Origin of the sequence: Chryseolinea sp. T2, from assembly GCF_037203685.1 — a bacterium.
Classification (GTDB): domain Bacteria; phylum Bacteroidota; class Bacteroidia; order Cytophagales; family Cyclobacteriaceae; genus Chryseolinea.
Genome location: NZ_JBBCAU010000007.1, coordinates 399,183 through 416,405, shown reverse-complemented (window position 1 = coordinate 416,405; position 17,223 = coordinate 399,183). Strand labels below are relative to the sequence as shown.

General features: G+C 45.0%; 25 protein-coding genes. All 25 read left to right on the top strand.

Annotated features, from left to right (window positions below):
• Positions 1-162 precede the first annotated feature (162 nt).
• The 25 genes from WBG78_RS23065 to WBG78_RS22945 all read left to right on the top strand — a co-directional run bounded on the left by WBG78_RS23065 (position 163) and on the right by WBG78_RS22945 (position 17,214).
• Positions 163-891, top strand: a complete 729-nt coding sequence (locus WBG78_RS23065; RefSeq protein WP_337328863.1) for a hypothetical protein — start codon at positions 163-165, stop codon at positions 889-891.
• A 387-nt stretch (positions 892-1,278) separates the two neighbouring features.
• Positions 1,279-1,722 (top strand): lipocalin family protein, encoded by a 444-nt coding sequence (locus WBG78_RS23060; protein ID WP_337328862.1) that lies wholly within the window; start codon positions 1,279-1,281, stop codon positions 1,720-1,722.
• Positions 1,723-1,812: 90 nt separating this feature from the next.
• Positions 1,813-2,178, top strand: coding sequence for a hypothetical protein (locus WBG78_RS23055; RefSeq protein WP_337328861.1), 366 nt, complete (start codon positions 1,813-1,815; stop codon positions 2,176-2,178).
• A gap of 85 nt (positions 2,179-2,263) precedes the next feature.
• Positions 2,264-2,785: a M23 family metallopeptidase gene (locus tag WBG78_RS23050; RefSeq protein ID WP_337328860.1), complete on the top strand. Its 522-nt coding sequence runs from the start codon at positions 2,264-2,266 to the stop codon at positions 2,783-2,785.
• Positions 2,786-2,816: 31 nt separating this feature from the next.
• Positions 2,817-3,464: a hypothetical protein gene (locus WBG78_RS23045; protein WP_337328859.1), complete on the top strand. Its 648-nt coding sequence runs from the start codon at positions 2,817-2,819 to the stop codon at positions 3,462-3,464.
• Between the two features lie 54 nt (positions 3,465-3,518).
• The gene (locus WBG78_RS23040; RefSeq protein ID WP_337328858.1) at positions 3,519-4,034 is read left to right on the top strand and encodes a DUF6985 domain-containing protein; all 516 of its coding nucleotides are present in this window, start codon (positions 3,519-3,521) and stop codon (positions 4,032-4,034) included.
• Positions 4,035-4,155: 121 nt separating this feature from the next.
• Positions 4,156-4,635, top strand: a complete 480-nt coding sequence (locus WBG78_RS23035; protein WP_337328857.1) for a DUF2975 domain-containing protein — start codon at positions 4,156-4,158, stop codon at positions 4,633-4,635.
• A 3-nt stretch (positions 4,636-4,638) separates the two neighbouring features.
• The gene (locus tag WBG78_RS23030; protein WP_337328856.1) at positions 4,639-4,866 is read left to right on the top strand and encodes a helix-turn-helix domain-containing protein; all 228 of its coding nucleotides are present in this window, start codon (positions 4,639-4,641) and stop codon (positions 4,864-4,866) included.
• The gene (locus WBG78_RS23025) at positions 4,838-5,056 is read left to right on the top strand and encodes a DinB family protein (RefSeq protein ID WP_337328855.1); all 219 of its coding nucleotides are present in this window, start codon (positions 4,838-4,840) and stop codon (positions 5,054-5,056) included. The genes WBG78_RS23030 and WBG78_RS23025 overlap by 29 nt, the downstream gene beginning before the upstream one ends.
• On the top strand, positions 5,046-5,480 hold the full coding sequence (locus WBG78_RS23020; RefSeq protein WP_337328854.1) for a hypothetical protein: 435 nt from the start codon (positions 5,046-5,048) through the stop codon (positions 5,478-5,480). The genes WBG78_RS23025 and WBG78_RS23020 overlap by 11 nt, the downstream gene beginning before the upstream one ends.
• A 146-nt stretch (positions 5,481-5,626) precedes the next feature.
• Positions 5,627-5,824 carry a hypothetical protein gene (locus WBG78_RS23015; RefSeq protein WP_337328853.1) on the top strand — a complete coding sequence of 66 codons (198 nt, stop codon included), beginning with the start codon at positions 5,627-5,629 and terminating at the stop codon, positions 5,822-5,824.
• Between the two features lie 86 nt (positions 5,825-5,910).
• The gene (locus WBG78_RS23010; protein WP_337328852.1) at positions 5,911-8,265 is read left to right on the top strand and encodes an ABC transporter permease; all 2,355 of its coding nucleotides are present in this window, start codon (positions 5,911-5,913) and stop codon (positions 8,263-8,265) included.
• Between the two features lie 159 nt (positions 8,266-8,424).
• A complete protein-coding gene (locus tag WBG78_RS23005; protein ID WP_337328851.1) occupies positions 8,425-9,207 on the top strand; it encodes an alpha/beta fold hydrolase in 783 nt (260 codons plus the stop codon).
• A 50-nt stretch (positions 9,208-9,257) separates the two neighbouring features.
• On the top strand, positions 9,258-9,896 hold the full coding sequence (locus WBG78_RS23000; protein ID WP_337328850.1) for a hypothetical protein: 639 nt from the start codon (positions 9,258-9,260) through the stop codon (positions 9,894-9,896).
• A gap of 103 nt (positions 9,897-9,999) precedes the next feature.
• The gene (locus WBG78_RS22995) at positions 10,000-10,428 is read left to right on the top strand and encodes a DUF6526 family protein (RefSeq protein WP_337328849.1); all 429 of its coding nucleotides are present in this window, start codon (positions 10,000-10,002) and stop codon (positions 10,426-10,428) included.
• 83 nt (positions 10,429-10,511) lie between these two features.
• Positions 10,512-10,994, top strand: a complete 483-nt coding sequence (locus tag WBG78_RS22990) for a hypothetical protein (RefSeq protein WP_337328848.1) — start codon at positions 10,512-10,514, stop codon at positions 10,992-10,994.
• Between the two features lie 51 nt (positions 10,995-11,045).
• Positions 11,046-11,297 carry an FUSC family protein gene (locus WBG78_RS22985; RefSeq protein ID WP_337328847.1) on the top strand — a complete coding sequence of 84 codons (252 nt, stop codon included), beginning with the start codon at positions 11,046-11,048 and terminating at the stop codon, positions 11,295-11,297.
• Between the two features lie 41 nt (positions 11,298-11,338).
• On the top strand, positions 11,339-11,917 hold the full coding sequence (locus WBG78_RS22980) for a DUF4240 domain-containing protein (protein WP_337328846.1): 579 nt from the start codon (positions 11,339-11,341) through the stop codon (positions 11,915-11,917).
• Between the two features lie 104 nt (positions 11,918-12,021).
• The gene (locus tag WBG78_RS22975; RefSeq protein ID WP_337328845.1) at positions 12,022-12,510 is read left to right on the top strand and encodes a DUF1801 domain-containing protein; all 489 of its coding nucleotides are present in this window, start codon (positions 12,022-12,024) and stop codon (positions 12,508-12,510) included.
• An 83-nt stretch (positions 12,511-12,593) separates the two neighbouring features.
• Positions 12,594-13,481: a helix-turn-helix domain-containing protein gene (locus tag WBG78_RS22970; protein WP_337328844.1), complete on the top strand. Its 888-nt coding sequence runs from the start codon at positions 12,594-12,596 to the stop codon at positions 13,479-13,481.
• A 136-nt stretch (positions 13,482-13,617) separates the two neighbouring features.
• Entirely contained in the window at positions 13,618-14,946 is a 1,329-nt protein-coding gene (locus WBG78_RS22965; RefSeq protein ID WP_337328843.1) for a vanadium-dependent haloperoxidase, read from the top strand.
• Between the two features lie 357 nt (positions 14,947-15,303).
• Entirely contained in the window at positions 15,304-15,648 is a 345-nt protein-coding gene (locus WBG78_RS22960; RefSeq protein WP_337328842.1) for a hypothetical protein, read from the top strand.
• A 48-nt stretch (positions 15,649-15,696) separates the two neighbouring features.
• Complete coding sequence (locus WBG78_RS22955; protein WP_337328841.1) at positions 15,697-16,218, top strand: hypothetical protein; 522 nt, start codon at positions 15,697-15,699, stop codon at positions 16,216-16,218.
• The gene (locus WBG78_RS22950; RefSeq protein WP_337328840.1) at positions 16,215-16,730 is read left to right on the top strand and encodes a DUF3592 domain-containing protein; all 516 of its coding nucleotides are present in this window, start codon (positions 16,215-16,217) and stop codon (positions 16,728-16,730) included. The genes WBG78_RS22955 and WBG78_RS22950 overlap by 4 nt, the downstream gene beginning before the upstream one ends.
• A 1-nt stretch (position 16,731) precedes the next feature.
• Positions 16,732-17,214 carry a DUF3592 domain-containing protein gene (locus WBG78_RS22945; RefSeq protein ID WP_337328839.1) on the top strand — a complete coding sequence of 161 codons (483 nt, stop codon included), beginning with the start codon at positions 16,732-16,734 and terminating at the stop codon, positions 17,212-17,214.
• Positions 17,215-17,223: the final 9 nt, after the last annotated feature.

The following is a 17,223-nucleotide window of genomic DNA, read 5'->3' as shown; positions in this document are numbered from 1 at the left end:
GGTACATAAATACATTTAAACTGGGATTTCGCAGCGCCCTGCTGCAATGTAATTTTGATTACCAGTTCAGTTAACCCGTTCAGGCCATTGTAACGGGACCAGTATTGTTAAGAAGTGCGTTGACTCATACTTCTAATTGTGTGCCATATAAATACTAAAACAATGAAAACCCTCAGCCTTCTATTTTCAGGTGCTGTGCTATGCAGCGTACTCGCGTCGTGTAAATCCACTGCACTCCTGCAGGCCTCTTTCGAGGAGGATGCCGTTGGAAGCTCTCCGAACAAGACGTTACCAGGTGACCCCACTGGCGATGAGCTTCTTTATGTCACTGAGATGGAACCGCGACTGAAAGTTCAGAACTCGACAATCGCTGGAAGTAAGGCGCTTCACTTTTCGCTTGCTCCAATTGCCGATATCTCGGGTCATCAGAAGGGCATCTCGTTTAAAGGTGCTTCTACCGATCTGACTCAAACCGTATGGTTCATGTTCTCGGCGCAGAATAATAACGCGTCCAGTGATGTGTACATGGACCTCTCGGATGGTGGTGGTCATCCCATCGCGCGTTTAACGATACATACAAACGGAGATGTTGCCCTGACCCGCGACCTTACCTATGTAACGGAAGACATCATCGGAAATGTAGGCAATGAGGTACACACCATTGTGTTCACCACGTTTGCCGGAGAGCTGAAGTACAACGTCACGATCTTTAAGGAAACAGGACCTGCCATAACAGTGCAGAACAAGAATATGCTTACCACTAACGCGACCTCGTTCCTCAACCCGGCCAGACCGCAAATAAGTTTTTCGAATCAAGGAACATCGGGAGCCAAGATCTACGCGATAGGAAACGTTTCTATTACAAAGAAGAAACCCAACAACATGCCTTGATGTTTGGCGTCAGGCCGAAGGCTAGTTCCCCGGCCAGGCGAGTTTCCTTCCGCGCCAGAACCGTTTGGCAATGCAGCAGAATAAACACTGTCTGCATTGCCTTTCACTTCTTCTGTTTGATTGACATTTGAGAATCAGCCAGAATAAAGGAACAGGCAACCTTTTCCCATAAGACCTTACATCCGAGAGTATTCTTTACAAGTCGAAGGCAAATTAACACGCCTCCCCGAGCCCTGGCTCATTTGGTTATTCCGAAAAGCACTATCTTTCAAGCCACTTTAACACGATAAAGTTGTGCCATGCTAACGCTGTCTTCGCTTCATTCTACTAATCAGTTTTGGCGCAGGATCCGGAGTTAGCCGTTGGACGTCAGGTGATATGAAAATCATGAAAGTTCTGAGACTATTGAAGGCGACGGGGTTTTACGCTGTATTGAGCCTAATTATTTCATTAACCCTTACTGCGTGCGACAAAGATGATGATGAGCCTTCCAGGGAGGAGATAGTTGAACAATTGATCGCCGGATCGGATAGTAAGACATGGCTGATTGTATCCAGCACCATTAGTGGAACGGAAACGCTCTCGGATTGCGTGAAGGATGATCATTGGACGTTTAAGCGGACCAGGCAGGTATCAAGACAGAACCAATCAAATACTTGCACCGATGGTTTCCCCGATAAGGAAAATTCAAACTGGAATATTGAAAACGATGGCAAGTGGCTGACCTTTTTCGACGGCACCTACGAAATACTATCGCTTACCGAGACCGAAATGAAGCTGCAATTCCCGACTGCGAGAGGAACATATATCGATACATTTGTCAGCAAATAGCACTACGGGCTTCGTCAATTGAGCCTTGCTTCAGAGTGTGCCCCACACCTTGACGATACTACCGAATTACGGCGCTACGCCGAATAATACATGAACGAGATAATTGATACTCAGAGAAACGTCCAGGCCAAATTCCTTAAAAGGTCGGCAAAGCTTTACAAGATCTATGGTGGGTTAATTGTGTTTGCTATTATAGTTTCGATTTTCATCAGGCCTTACCTACTGCTGAATTATAGCGCACTAACGGACCTGGTGGATCTTCTCGTCGGCCTGCCAATACTGAGCTTATTTGTGCTTGCACCGTTGGGACTTTACTACAGCTGGAAGAGCTATAAAGAAAACGAAGGGCATAGGAAACTGAGAGTTAAGTACACCATTGGTCATGTGTTCTTTTGCATCCTGATGTTGCTTTTTCTTGGCGTATTCATCTCTGATATTTCGTTTTTATTGGAATAGCTGACTGGATGCTATCTTGCTACAACAGATGCATCCTGGAGCAAGTCGCGTAATTGCGGAATTAAAGAAGCATCGTTTACCGTCAATGGTATATACTACTAAGAAGAAGTTATTTGGATTGGGTATTTTGATTGTCCTGATCATTGGACTCATGGTTCCGCAGCATTTAGACAATCCCGTTGATAAGGCCGACAAAGGCAGTTACAATCCGAAGTCGTTTTGGTATTATCCCTGGGGCAAGTATGGAACGCACAAGGGCGTCGACATTTTTGCCAAAGAAAGTACAAGAGTCAATTCATCTACTGGTGGACTGGTGCTATTCAAAGGAGAAATTGAAAGAGGCGGAAAGGTCGTTGTTATACTAGGACCAAAATGGCGACTCCATTACTATGCGCACTTGCAGAACATTGAAACCGGCCTTCTATCCTGGACCAGTAAAGGTGAGAGAATCGGAACAGTTGGAACGACCGGAAATGCAAAGGGAAAGCCGCCTCATCTGCACTATTCGATAATGACTTTGATTCCATACCCCTGGAGAGCCGATGCGGCGAAGCAAGGGTGGAAGAAGATGTTTTACCTCGATCCTATTTCTTATTTAAGCCGCTGAGTCAGTTCAAGGCGACAGCTAAAGCCGAAAAATGAAAGCCTTTCTAAAATCGCTCGAGCAGAAAATCGATAAGTATTCAAGAGGGTCCGAATTGACTGATAAAGATTTGCAGTTGCTGCCGGAGAACATCAGACAGTTGCATTCATATCGACTATTTGGGAGTGATTTGCTTGCAATTCCAGGAAGTCTGTTTGATGACGAGTTTGAGAGACCGTTTCGTTTTGTTGGCGACCTGGAAACGCTTGAAATTTTCGAACGGGAATTCAGACCCGACATCCCCGAAAACTTTATCCAGATCGGTAGCTTGTACGGAGCAAATGAGATCGTTCTGCTCGACAAGCAGAACGACACTATTCATATATTTCATGTATCAGATACTGCGGACGCAAGCTGGTTAAAACGAAAACTAAACCGGCAGGTTTGTGACATTATCACACTGATTGAAAGTCTCAGGCCCCAAACGGTATGTTGTCTCATGGACCCTGGGAATTATTCAAAGTGGGACATCTTTGAAATTGCAAATGGGAACGAACTGAAGTTGGAGGGAGAAATCAGATATTGTGCCGATGAGGCAACGGCATGGTTAGAGTACAAAAGTTTGATAAGGAAATCGTTGGAGAAGGGCTTCCAGCTTCACTATGCTCCAATAGCTGTTAGAGACGAGTTCGGGAAGAAGTAAACGTTTTTTTGATAGGTGGCTACGACCCTCTAAACTGAACTCCTTAATTCAGATATGAACAAATCCGAAATACTAGAGCATCTGGTCCGGACCGGACCTAATGACTTCGAACTGGAGGTCTATTCTAAGTTCTTCGCCTCAAATATTAAAGTGCTCATTTTTTCCGGAGACTCTGATGATGATAGAATCGTAATCTCAGACTACCTGGTTGATTGTGTCAATGATGTCATCGGGTACAATAAAGAAGAAAGAGATCAGATAGTCACCGACATCTTTGCCGACTATGAAATTGTGATCAAAGCTTCAGACTACGGGGTGGTGCCTGATGAGTTGCTCAGAAAGCACAAAGGAAATAGCGAGAGGGCTAACCGGGAATATTTTGGAATTCATTCGGCGGAGGAAGCTTACCAGGCCTTAACGTTCAAATATGCCAGCGTTGTCGAGTATTCTCAGGGAAGTAAAGAAAGCGCCAAGCCAAGGTACTTCGGACTATTTTTCAGGCGCCCGTGGGATGCAGAACATGAACTACAGCTGGAGTTTGAGGACGGAAAATATAAGAAGCTGCATTGAAACACATGAAGGCCGCGTAAAGCTCCATCCAGAGCCTGTTTTTTAAAAAAGGATAAATATTTATTGTTTATCGATAAATATTTATTACTTTAGCTGTGCGATTCAAACATTCAAAATCATCATGAAGAGAACTTCTACGATATTTCTTCAGGGGGTCATCGTGCTTATTGGCGTGGTGGCGCTCATCATCCTGATCCGGTTTCCTCAATTGGAGGGGAGAGCTGCAAACCTTGACCTGTTCAGCATTTATGCTGATCCATTCATTATATATGGATATCTGGCATCAATCGCTTTTTTCGTGGCGCTTTACAAGGCGTTCAGATTGTTGGGATACATCGGGCAAAACAAAGTATTCTCGCCGGGTTCGGTTAGTTCTTTACGGAGCATAAAGTATTGTGCCATGGTCCTGGGTGTACTGATCGTCCTGGCAGGGGTATATATCATGATTGCTCATCATAAGGACGACGACCCAGCCGGTTTCCTGGCCATGTGCATCATTACGACCTTTGTTTGCATCGTAATTGCAACTGCCGCTGCCGTGTTCGAAAAGATCCTGCAGAATGCGATCGACATGAAATCTGAAAATGACCTAACGATCTAAGCTATGCCAATCGTAGTAAACGTAGACGTGATGATGGCAAAGCGAAAGATTTCTCTCAATGAGCTTTCCGAAAGAGTCGATCTGACCTTATCTAACCTTTCCATCTTAAAGACCGGTAAAGCCAAAGCAATTCGCTTTAGTACCCTCGACGCCATCTGTAAAGCACTCGACTGCCAGCCAGGCGACATCCTTGAATATGTAAATGACCAGAAGGAAACAACAGATCCTTAGAGCGCATTTCCTCGCGGCGACCCTTACATTTAGCATCTACGATCCGCACGCTGTGAATCATGCCACGTATCATGGTGGTCAGTTGGTGACGATGTTACGACAGGCTGGGTTTAGTAGTTTTTCAAACACTGATCTGGTAACGTACTTCATTAATCAACCAGTTCTGGTCAACATAGCTAATGATGCATAGGCAAGCTTCCACAAGTCATTTGAAATTTGCTGCGGGACTATTGCTCATGCTATTGTCATGCAGAGCCACACAGCCGCTGGAAAGTCTTTCTCCGGGAGACAATGAATTATTTTGCAAGGGGACGAAGAATTTGATTGCTTATCTGAAGCAGTCCAAAGAGATAAAGAACGACTATAAGGATAATCTACACAACAAGGAAGAAGTAAGTCTTAAAATTGATAGTGACGTGTTTAAAGGGCCGCCCTTGCATTTTCTAAATGAATTTGGTCTGGATTCAACGGATACGGTCGCAATGGCTAAGGTGAACTATCAATGTTACAATCCTTCCGACGGCAGCCCTGACTTCGAAGTGACATTCTCATACTATCCCAGGAGGGCGATTCTGTCGGCCTTGGTTATGACTATCTTAATTAAACCCGGTTAGGTCAGGCTACAATTTTGTTGTCCAGCTTAAGGAGGACGGACAACTCGGGCAAATGAAAATGTCAACCGTACAAGAGTGATAGTCAACCAGCCCGTTACTTGCCAATGTTAGCTCATTGAAAGAAGTGATTGTTGAACTATAGTATTATGATTGGTTGGGATCTGCCAGATATCACCCATAATGGTAAATTGAGGATGATCAACGCACAAGCTACCGGCGAATCGCCTCGCAGGGGAATGACATTGCTTACTGCCTCCAACGATGGTGGAAATGCTTACGAAACTAAGCCTGCCCTGGATGTTCATATCCGGAAAGGGATGTTCGGTAAAGAACAGATTAAGTGAATGATTACCGTCAATTGAGCCAATTTGCCGGATGCGTTTTGGTACGATTATTATACCTTCAGGCTACTCAACCGGCCTATAGATAGATGGTTACGAACTTCCTTAAGACCTCCCTTCGGAATTTGCTAAGGCACAAAGCCTACTCTTTCATTAATATTTTCGGACTTACTATTGGAATTGCTGCAAGCATCCTCATTCTCCTTTATATAACGGATGAGCTGTCATACGACAGGTTTCATGCGAATTCTGCGCGGCTCTTCAGCGTTATGGTGAACAACACTTATCCCGATGGAAGGATCGAGACTTATCGTGCAACGCCAGCGAGGTTGAAGGAAGCAATTGAGGCCAACATTCCCGAAGTAGAAAAGGCAGCTCACTACAGCTACGAGACTCAGCTGTTGATTAAGAATGGTGAAAGAAGTTACAACGAGACCGGCATCTACGCCGATCCGGAGTTGTTCGATATTTTCAGCTTCCCGATTGCAAAAGGCAGCATAGTAAAACCACTGGCAGACATCAAGTCAGTAGCTATTTCACAACGCATGGCCACAAAGTTGTTTCATCTTGAAGATCCGATTGGAAAATCAGTGTCAATAGGCCAGGCCTATGAGCTCACCGTTACAAGCGTCTTTGCAGATGTGCCGGCTAATTCCACGCTGCAATTTGATTTTGTCGTTCCATTTGAACTGTTCCTGAAAGAGAATCCCTGGACGAGCAATTGGCAAAGTGGAGGACTGCGCACGGCGGTCATGTTAAAGTCAAACAGTAGCGATGTAAATCATAAACTTTCGGGGCTGATCAAAAAGAATTGCCCTGAATGTACTTCAACAGCATTCTTGTTTCCATATGCTAACTCAAGGCTTCATGCCAATTTTAGTAACGGAGTCAACAGTGGTGGAAGGATCCAACAGATTTACTTTTTTGGTGCAATTGCTATACTGATTCTGGCAATGGCATGTATCAACTTTATGAACCTGTCTACTGCCCGCTCGGCAACCAGGAGCAGGGAAGTGGGCATTAGAAAATCAATAGGGGCGCAGAGACCGGGGCTGATATTTCAGTTTATTTCAGAGTCGATTCTGATGTCATTTATTGCCCTATTGTTCGCATTGGTTATGGTTCAGTTGATGCTTCCGTTTTTTAATGATGTCACCGCGAAATCGATTCAACTGGATTTGACAAATCCCGAACTTGCACTTGGGACACTGCTAATTACCATAACATGTGGCGTATTGGCTGGCAGTTATCCTTCGTTTGTTTTATCGCGATTTAACCCGGCGAAGGTCCTGAAAGGTGATGGCCAATCGGGCCTTACTGGATCAAGCCTGCGCAAAGCCCTTGTTGTCGTTCAATTTGTAACATCTGTCGTGCTCATTGTCGGGAGTATTGCCGTGGATAAGCAAATAACCTATATAGGCAAAAGAAATCTCGGATTTGATAAGGAGAACGTAGTCGTGCTTAATCAGAATGAGGGAATGATTAAACACTACAATACAATCAGGAATGATCTTCTTCAACTACCACAGATTAAGAACATAGCCTTTGGTGGGAATAATATTTTCACCGTTCCCATCACCACCACTGATCCGGTATGGGCTGGCAAACCGGAAAATTCTTCCATTAGTTTTAAGATCTATCGTTGTGATGCTGCGTTTATTCCAACCATGAATATAAGCATTCAACAAGGCCGGAATTTCATCGAAGGTCAGGATGCGACAAATTATATCATTAACAGAAGGGCCGCCGAAGTGATGGGCCTTGGCCCGGAGAATGTAATAGGCACAGCGTTGGAAATGTGGAACGGAAAGGGGAGGATTGTCGGTGTTACGGATGACTTTCACAATGACAATCTGAGATTCGGCATTGAACCAATGATTTTTATGTATTCTGAAAATGTTGGTTCCCATTACTTCATCAAAATTTCAGCGCAAACACCGGTTTCTGAACAAGTCAGTCAGATCGAAAAGGTGTTTAAGAAACACAATCCGGATTATCCGTTTGAATACACTTTCCTTGATGATGTATTTAACAAGGAGTATCAAACTGAAAGGGTGATTGGAAAGCTTTCATTAAGCTTTACTTTCATTGCTGTGCTGATTTCATGCCTGGGACTATTTGGTCTCGCGTCGTTTACGGCGGAGAGGAGAACGCGGGAAATAGGAATCAGGAAAGTGATGGGCGCTTCCGTAGTTAACCTCACGCTTATGCTTTGCCGTGACTTCACATTTCTTGTGGTAGTTAGTTTAATGATTGGATATCCCATAGCCTGGTACGCGGTGAGCAACTACCTTGCTGATTATTCCTTTCACACAGACATCCAATGGACTTTGTATCTCTTTTCGGGACTTTTTATGTTGGTCTTATCGATGCTCTCTGTGGGCTATCAATCCATCAGGGTTGCGAACGCAAATCCGGTGAATTCTTTACGCATCGACGGATGATACGCTGCAGATATTTGCCACAATGAATGAGGGACATGTTTGAGGTTGTGTCTTAGGAACTGGCCTGGAATTTCGTCTGCATAGTGGCCAAAAAATAGTGAATGACTCGTAATTTGAGGTGACTCATGTTACATTCGAAACTCAGTCAGAGATACAATAATGGAATCAAAGGACGCTCCTAAACCGTCAACCAATCGAGGGCGTACACTTCAGATAGGTGACGTCGGGATTTATTACGAGGAATATGGTGTAGGGACTCCGTTGGTGCTTCTGCATGGATTTGGTGGTTGTTCGCAGAACTGGCTTCCCTTTATCGATAACTTTGCTGAAAAGCACCGGTTGCTCGTCGTGGACTTGCGAGGACATGGTTACTCGACTAATCCCGGTAACAAATTTACGCATCGCGAGGCGGCCACCGACGTCTTTCTTTTGCTTGACAAGTTGGGCATCGATCGCTTCTCTGCAATGGGAATGAGTACCGGAGGAATGATACTGTTGCATATGGCAACGCGCCAGCCCGGACGCATCGACTCAATGGTGCTTATCAGTACAACAACTTATTTTCCCGATCAGGCCAGGACCATCATGCGGAGAGCATCATTTAGTACAATGCCACAGCAAGTCCGGGAAATGTATCGCGAATGTGCCAAACGCGGTGATGAACAGATTCATCAACTCATTGCTCAGTTTAACGCGTTACACGACAACTACGACGACATGAACTTCAGCGATCAAACATTATCAGCCATTACTGCACGTACTCTTATTATACACGGTGATCGCGATAGCTTCTTTCCCATTGAGATTCCCCTAAACATGTGTCGCGCTATACCCGGGGCGGCGTTGTGGATTATTCCCGGCGGCGACCATGTTCCCATCTATGATACTGCGATACCATTCTGCTCCAGAGCGTTGGAGTTCTTAGATGAACTGCAGGATTGATGCAGGGATTGCCAGACTAATTTGAGCTGTTTGTGTTTATGTAACGATCGATGTGCAAAGTTGATTTAATAGCGAATCTTATTAAGAAGAAAGTTCCTGGCTACGCAGTGATGGTGAGAATAGTATTTGTCGCACTGTTGGTTTTTCCAATCCAGTGTTACGCTCAGTATGATGGTCACGGTTATGACACAACTAAGCTGGCATTGAGTAAAACGCTGACGGACTACGCATGGAGCGTCAAAGCAAGTTACATGTACCAGGCCGGCAACTATGTGGAGCTTGGAATATTGCGACAAAAGTATCATCAGGATTTGTATTATCATCCCGGCGAACTTTATGGTACGTCCGGCCCATCAATCGCTTGTGAGGTCAATCTTGATTTTGACAAGAAAATCTTTGGACCAAAGGTAGCATATGAGGTTAGTGTTCTTCGATTCTTTACAGCGAAGGCTAATCTGATTTACTATACCGATTTTGACAGATCTGCATTGAGTTTTACTCCAGAATTAGGATTATCGTTTTTTGGTTTCGTGGTTGTGTCAGGACGGTATTGTATACCGTTCAGTAACAAGGATCTTCTATATGAAGATTCCTTTGACGCTCTTGGGCTCTCGGTGACAATAAACTTTCCTGTTAGCTTTAAAAGCTTGACGGTATTGGAGATGAGGGACAGAATGGAGCGGAAGTGAGCGAAATTTTCAGGCCACTGGATAAAATATCAGCGTGATTAATGCGTCTACGTAGTGCCGGGCAGATTTATACGAATCAGGCATACCAACATAAACGAAGTATATGAGCAAAGTAAAGCAGGAGTACTCCAATCATCGACACTTAGTTCCATCGTTCCATTTCCTCACCCTGGGTGCCCTGGTGGTTTTGCTGATAGGGTCAGTCGTCTATCTCTTCGTTGCCAGTCCCTGGTTGCTGGCCTTGCTGATTATTGTGATGACGTTGGCAATAACGAGCATAGGCCTACACGCCCGATCATTTGCTATCAGAGCTCAGGACAGGGCGATACGGGCCGAAGAAAATCTAAGGTATTTCATACTCACCGGCCAAAGGCTGAATCAAAGTCTTTCGCTTCCTCAAATTATTGCGCTTCGGTTTGCCTCGGATGAAGAATTTGTTGCCTTGACGGCCAGGGCGTTAGAACAGAACATGAAACCGGATGAAATAAAACGCGCCGTGAAAAACTGGCGTCCCGACTACCATCGCGTATGATGGTATGAATAGGTCATTTGTTGATTAATGATTACTTTGGCAGAACAGCGATTAGTAACGTTGACGGCAAGCAGACCTGAACCTTGACACGAATTAGGAACATATATCGTTTAGCCATTGGATGCCTTGCTTCCATCGGACTGATGCTCGCCAGCTGCAAGGATAAAAACAACCACGCGATCCCGGAATACAATAACATTTTTGGCAAATGGAAAGTTGTGGATGCCACTTACATTCCGGCGGAAAATTCAAAAGGGCAACACGTGCCCGACACCATTGCTCTTGCTAAGAATTATCTGCGATATATTTATGTCTTTAACAGCGACTCCACCTTTCAACGGGGCAAGCCTGAAGTTAAACATGAGAATATCGAAGAAGCACATGGTAGCTTTTCTGTGCTCAATAATAAGAAGTTAATGCGCTGGTACATTAAGTTTTCGCGTAATGAGGAAATTGATACTGCGGATATTGAAATAGTCAACATGACCAACGCGACGATAGTACTTATTGAACCTATGGGAGGTCGGAATAGTATGAAACACGTTCTGGAACGAGTTGAAGATTAAATATTCGAAATCCTTTCGGGAGGGAAACTATATATTGTAAATAAAACGGGAATGAAACAGAGAAACCTGTCGGAACTAACGGACGAAGAATTGTTAAAAGAGGAAAAGAAGAGAAAATCAACAGCTTTGATGAATGCTGTGTTAGTTGGGTTTCTATTGGGTGTAGTGTTTTACAGCGTGATGAAAAACAGTTGGGGATTTCTTACGTTGATCCCTTTGTTCTTTGCTTACAGGCTGATCAACAAGCCGAAGTACGACAATCAGGAACTGGAGACTCTTTTGAAAGAGCGAAAACTGAAATAGGCTGTTCGCAAAGAGTATTTTCATTATAAAGCAGAAACATCATGGGACTGTTCGATAAACTATTTGGTGGCAAAGGTGAAGAGGATAAAAAACCTTCAAAACCCAAAGACTTTATCGCTTCTACCACGCCAATGGACGAGGAGCAATTCTGGAGGATAATCCAGAGAACAAAAGATCAGTCCCTTGACGATTTTGAACAGCAGCAGGAAGTTCTGTCGCAGGAGCTTGGTAAGCTGACTCCGGAGGAGATTATTAAGTTCGACAATAGATTCAGGTCGTTTCGCGGTGAAGCCAACACCTGGAAGCTCTGGGGCGCCATTTACATTATTCATGGCGGGTGTGGCGACGACAGCTTTGGTGATTTCCGGGAGTGGGTGATAGGACAGGGGCAGGACTTTTATTACAAGACAATTAAAGATCCGGAGACACTAATCGATGTGGAAGTCGGTGAGGAATGGGAAGGACTGGGATATGTTGCCCCGACAGTATTCGGGGAGCTGACCGGAGCGGAGATGCCTCGTCCGTACGAGGAGAATTTCGAACCGACCGGGAAACAATGGCAGGAGGATGGCGATGATTTGAAAAACCTGTTCCCAAAGTTATACGCAAAGTATAACTGATCGATACGTTTGCTTTAATTGCCCAGAGCAACAGTATTCTAATATAACTTCAGACCCATAGACGGTCCGTATCGCAGTACATATTTCATGCTCAAATCAACAGCATGTTGACCTTGTTCTTTAACTTGGATAGTCCCGTTGAAAAGCAAAAAGCATTGTCCATCGCTATGAACGTCCAGGACCAAATCAAGAAGCATATAGCTGGTCAGCCCGCATCAAAGCTCAGCGATATGCAGGCGCTTCATCAAATAATTCTGGAGCTGAACCCAGCATGTAAGCTCTGGTTTCTCGACGGTAAAAACAGTGAGAATAAAACGGTCTCCAACCCTAACATCGGGTATGGACTTCAGACCAGGAAGTACGCCGATGGTAAAGCCCGGGAGTTTTATCAGATCGGTGTAAGTGCCAATACAACTGGCATCTCTGTTTATATTCTTGGCATCGATGACAAGACTTACCTGGCAAAAACGTACGGAAAGAAGATCGGCAAGGCTGGAGTGACGGGCTATTGCATAAAGTTCAAAAAGCTCGGAGACATTAATATTGAAGTGCTCAAAGCGGCAATACTTGACGGATTTGAGTTGCATAAATAAGACAGTTAATCAGCCGCCGATCTCAGCTGGCTGGAAGTTGGAACTCTTTTTTTATTCCTTTGGATTCGTTAAGTTTAGATAGCATGACCGCCGTCAACTTTTACGAAGACATTGTAAACAACCCTGCACATTACCGGCAGCTGACCTGCAAGGACTTGCTGTTCGCGTATTACAATTGTCCGCAGGTGGACCTTAAAAAGGAATTCTATTCACAGCACAATTTCATTTCCTATACGTTCAGTGGCGCGAAGAGAATTCACAAGGGCGACAAGAGCTGGTACCTGAACAGCGACATTGCCATCTTCGGAAGAAAGGGCGCCTACCTCTTCGAAAAGTTCGAGAACGTTGAGCACTGCGTAATGGCATTCTTCATTCCGGATTCCTACCTAAAATCTGTGATCAGCGAAAATCGTTCTCAGTTGCCGGTCACCCGACAACCCCTTCAGGAAATTGATCCGATTGTAAAGCTCGATGTTACTCCTTCAACCAGGGCTTTCTTCCAGTCGATGATAGCCTACTTTCAGGATCCTCCCTCTGAGAGCATCCTCGAGTTGAAGTTTCGCGAGCTGCTGCTCAACGTTATGTACAATCCGCGCAATCAGGATGTACTCGCGATGGCCAACAACATTCAGTTGCATGAACGCCCGTCTATCCCGGACGTTATGGAAGACAACTTCCTGTATAACCTTGCAATGGAAGATTTCGCGAAGATCGCTTTGCGCAGTTTGCCAACCTTTAAACGCGAATTCAAAACCATCTATAATACCACGCCTGGCAAGTGGTTGCTTAACAAGCGCCTGGAAAACGCAATCATGCTGCTGAACTCGACGTCGAAAAGCGTGAACGAAATTGCTTTTGAAAGCGGCTTTGAAAACAACTCGCACTTTAGTCGTGTGTTCAAGGAGAAATATGGAAAGTCACCTCTCCATTTCCGAAAGGAAATCCCGGCCATGCACTTGCCGATCGCTTAGGTACTGCGCATAGTTCGCAAAAGCTAAGCTCCCCAATTCAATAGTTGATCCTGCCAGCAATTCTTTTGATCCTTTTAGCAAAGTCCGGCACGAACGACCTTCCTACCTTCGATTCATCAACTCCCACAACAACGTTATGAAAAAAGGATATCGGTTCTTTTGTCTTATGGCCCTCACATTCGTAGTAATGTCGGGCTTTGAATCTGTCCGCGTTTCCAAAACTGAGAAAATCTCAGATCCTGAAAGCGGAAAGCTACTCACGGATTGGATCGGCGTTCACCTGAAGCTGATCAGAGCCACGAAGGGCTTAAGTCAGGGCGGGATTTTCCGCCACCAGGGATACGCCAGCATTGCCGTCTATGAAACAATCTTAAGCGGCGACAAAGGTTATCTAACCATGGCCGGACAGCTGCAGGGACTCGAGCCTGTGCCCGCTGCAGCATCCGACAAGAAGCTCTGCTGGCAGGCTGGTGCCAATGCAGCCATGGCTTCTGTGCTGAGGTCATTTTATGGTTCAAGCCCGGCAGCTCACAAAATTGACTCGCTGGAAAAATACTATCAGGGTGTATTTGAGCGCAATGGTTTTAGTGCTGAAAGCATCAAAGCCGGGGCGGACCATGGGGCAACCGTTGCGTCACACATTCTGTCCTGGGCTAAAGAAGATGGTTCAGCCAAAACCTGGCCCACTTACGAAATCCCTAAAGGCGATGGCCTGTGGGAACCAACACCGCCGGCCTTTTCGGCACCGGCCGCACCCTATGCCTATAACAACCGTACATGCGTGAAGAATAGCACAGAAAATACATTGCCTGTGCCTCCGACAAAATTCTCTGCCGATCCAGGTTCTACATTTTATGCAATGGTCGATGAGGTTTATCAGACTTCCCTTAAACTCACGGACGCGCAGAAGTCGATGGCCCTTTTCTGGGATGACTTTCCCGATGGCAAATACTATGGGGCCGGTGGCCACTGGGCATCGATCTTCAGCCAGCTGGTTCCTCAAAAGCAATTGTCTCTCATGACCGGAACTGTCGCCTATGTCAAGATGAACATCGCTCTGATGGATGCCTTTAACGCAACGTGGAAAGGAAAGTATACCTACAACGTGTTGCGGCCTGTTACCTACATTCAGAAGCACATGGGTCATACAGAATGGAACCCGCTGATCGTTACGCCCGCGCATCCCGAGTATCCTGCAGCCCACGCGTCGGTGTCGATGGCAGCGGCAACAGCACTGACAAACGCGCTTGGCGACAACGTTGCGTTTACCGATCATACCTATGACGACCTCGGATTCGCGCCGCGCAACTTCAAAAGCATTAACGATGCAGGCAAAGAAGCAGGCTTGTCAAGGCTGTATGGAGGTATTCACTACAGACCTTCTATAGATGCCGGATATCTTGTTGGGTCGAAGACCGCGATGAATGTACTCGCGGGGATTAGCTTTAGGAAGAAAGGAGTATAGAAGAGCAGCTCATTGATATTTGTAAAGCCTTCAGGTAAATACTGAAGGCTTTATTGTTTTAACTGAATGTTCGCTTCAGTTTCTGCTTGCTTCAGGGCAAGAATTACTCTTATAAATCTTGTTCTTTTTCCACAATATTACCATCGCCTTTACTGATGATGTTCGCTCCAGAGCAATCTATTGCCAAGGTCATCTCGTATGATACCCTCTATTTTATAAGGATAGGAGAGCGTGTCTGAGGATTGACCAAAAAGTGGCTTGCCCGACCATACGGAAAGAAACAAAAAAATTAGACGGACACTGTTTATATTTAACATCTGGAGTAAGGGGATAGTAAGATTATCAGTTCGCCAGGAAATGAAAACAAGTGGGGTCGTTGCCAGAATCATTAAATACATTCTGAACCTGGCAGGCCTTTTCGTTATGTGTCTCGTGGCTGTTGTAGTAAATTCGCTGATGCTTCGTCGCCCGGATTGTGATGGTATCTCAATTAAATTATCAGAGAATATTGGCGAACTAGTTCTGCGCTACATCCCTTTTCTGGCGGTAATGATGGGTCTTAACCTGCTCATTGAAAGGAAGCTTGAAAAGCGAGCAGAATCACGGGAATATCTGCTTATACTATGTGTGAGTGCAATCGTGCTGGTGATTGCTGTCGTATATACATCACACGAATTTGTCTCGAAATGTGTGAACTATTGAGTGCGTCAACTTCTTTTTGGAAGGGTCGGCTTATCGACCCTGGTTATCATGGCAATTGATAAAACTATAGACCTTCTTATTCGCGAACTGCAGGACGAGACGCCCAATAGCGGTGGGTACTATCATTTTTCGAAACTGGAGATTCCGAAGGAGAATACAGGCATCAGGGATAGACTCATAAAGTATCTGCAAAGCAATGATGCATACAAAAGCCTTTACGTTAACGATCAGGGGCAATTTGTGAAATTGATTGACGACAAGGATCCGAAGGGTCTTGTCCTCGAGGCAATCACTGACTGGCAATCTGCTTTGGATGGTAAACTTGAATACTGGAGTAATCATCGGACTTCTCTGGATGTAAGAGAGAAAATCACGGACAACTACCCGCACAAGCTCATGGAATTTAAAGATGCTTTCCGGAATTTCATGGATTCCATGAAGATCGTTAAGGTATATTCAGTGAAAGGAATAAATACCTGTTTGACTTTCGGGGGAGACCATGTGAATGATGACCTGTTGATTGAAACTGAAAGTGATGTATTTGTTCTGCATTTTGGATGGAGTTCATGACACAGGTTGCGCTCATTTCAATATTGTTTTTTAGTCTGTTCATCCTGATCGGCCTGTATGCGTATCGTTGGGGTTCAAGAGAGAGGCGCAAGTGGAGGGGCTCAAATACATGGGTAAAAGCCGCGGCGACTCTTAGGTCCGTAAGCCTGAAGGATAAAACTGACTCAGATCTTCATACTACTCACAGCGTCGAGGTTTTATATCAGTACGAGTTTCAATCGGCCGTCTACGAGAGTGCCACGATTTGTTTTGCGTACACGCCATCAGGTTCTCTCGACTTTCACTCTAAAATTTACAACACGCTGAAGGATGCGAAAGAAATTGAAATCTGGGTAAATCCATCGAAGCCCAACGAATCGGTGATCGCCAGAGGGCTGGCGCCTTCATCCAACTTCGTTTCGCGTTTCGGGATGGTATTTATTCTTGTTGGCCTTATGATGATGATCATATTTCTCCTGTTCGAAGTGCCACACGACAGTTCACTTATCGACCAGATCCAAACTTTTAAATAGCATGAGTTTTCTCCGTTGGTCTGCTTTTGTTGTGTTGTCCCTCCCAATGATTTATATGTTCTATAAAACAATCGCGAGACCCTACATTCAAATACAAAGTTCTGCTGAATGGCCTGCAGTAACGGCATCCATCACAAAATTCAGCGCTTACAAAGGTGAGGTAAACCTTGAGTATGCCTTTGTGGACGGGGCTGATACAATCAGAGGAAACTCCCTCTTCTTTGGGGCACGAACGAAGTTCGATCAGGATTTTGTAAAAGAATTGGAAGAGCTGTTTAGTGGTGCATCGAAGGTAAGGGTCTTCGTGAATCCTTTCGACCCACAGGAAAACGTTGTTGTCAGAGAACTGGCAGGTATCAAGTCCGTTGTAATTGCTGCACTGTTCATAACAATGGTGGAGTTTTTTATGTTTATGCTCCTTATCGGACTTGATTTAAAGCACGATCCGAAGGAGATTGTTGATGAAATCGTTGTGTTGAACTGAATTAATTCC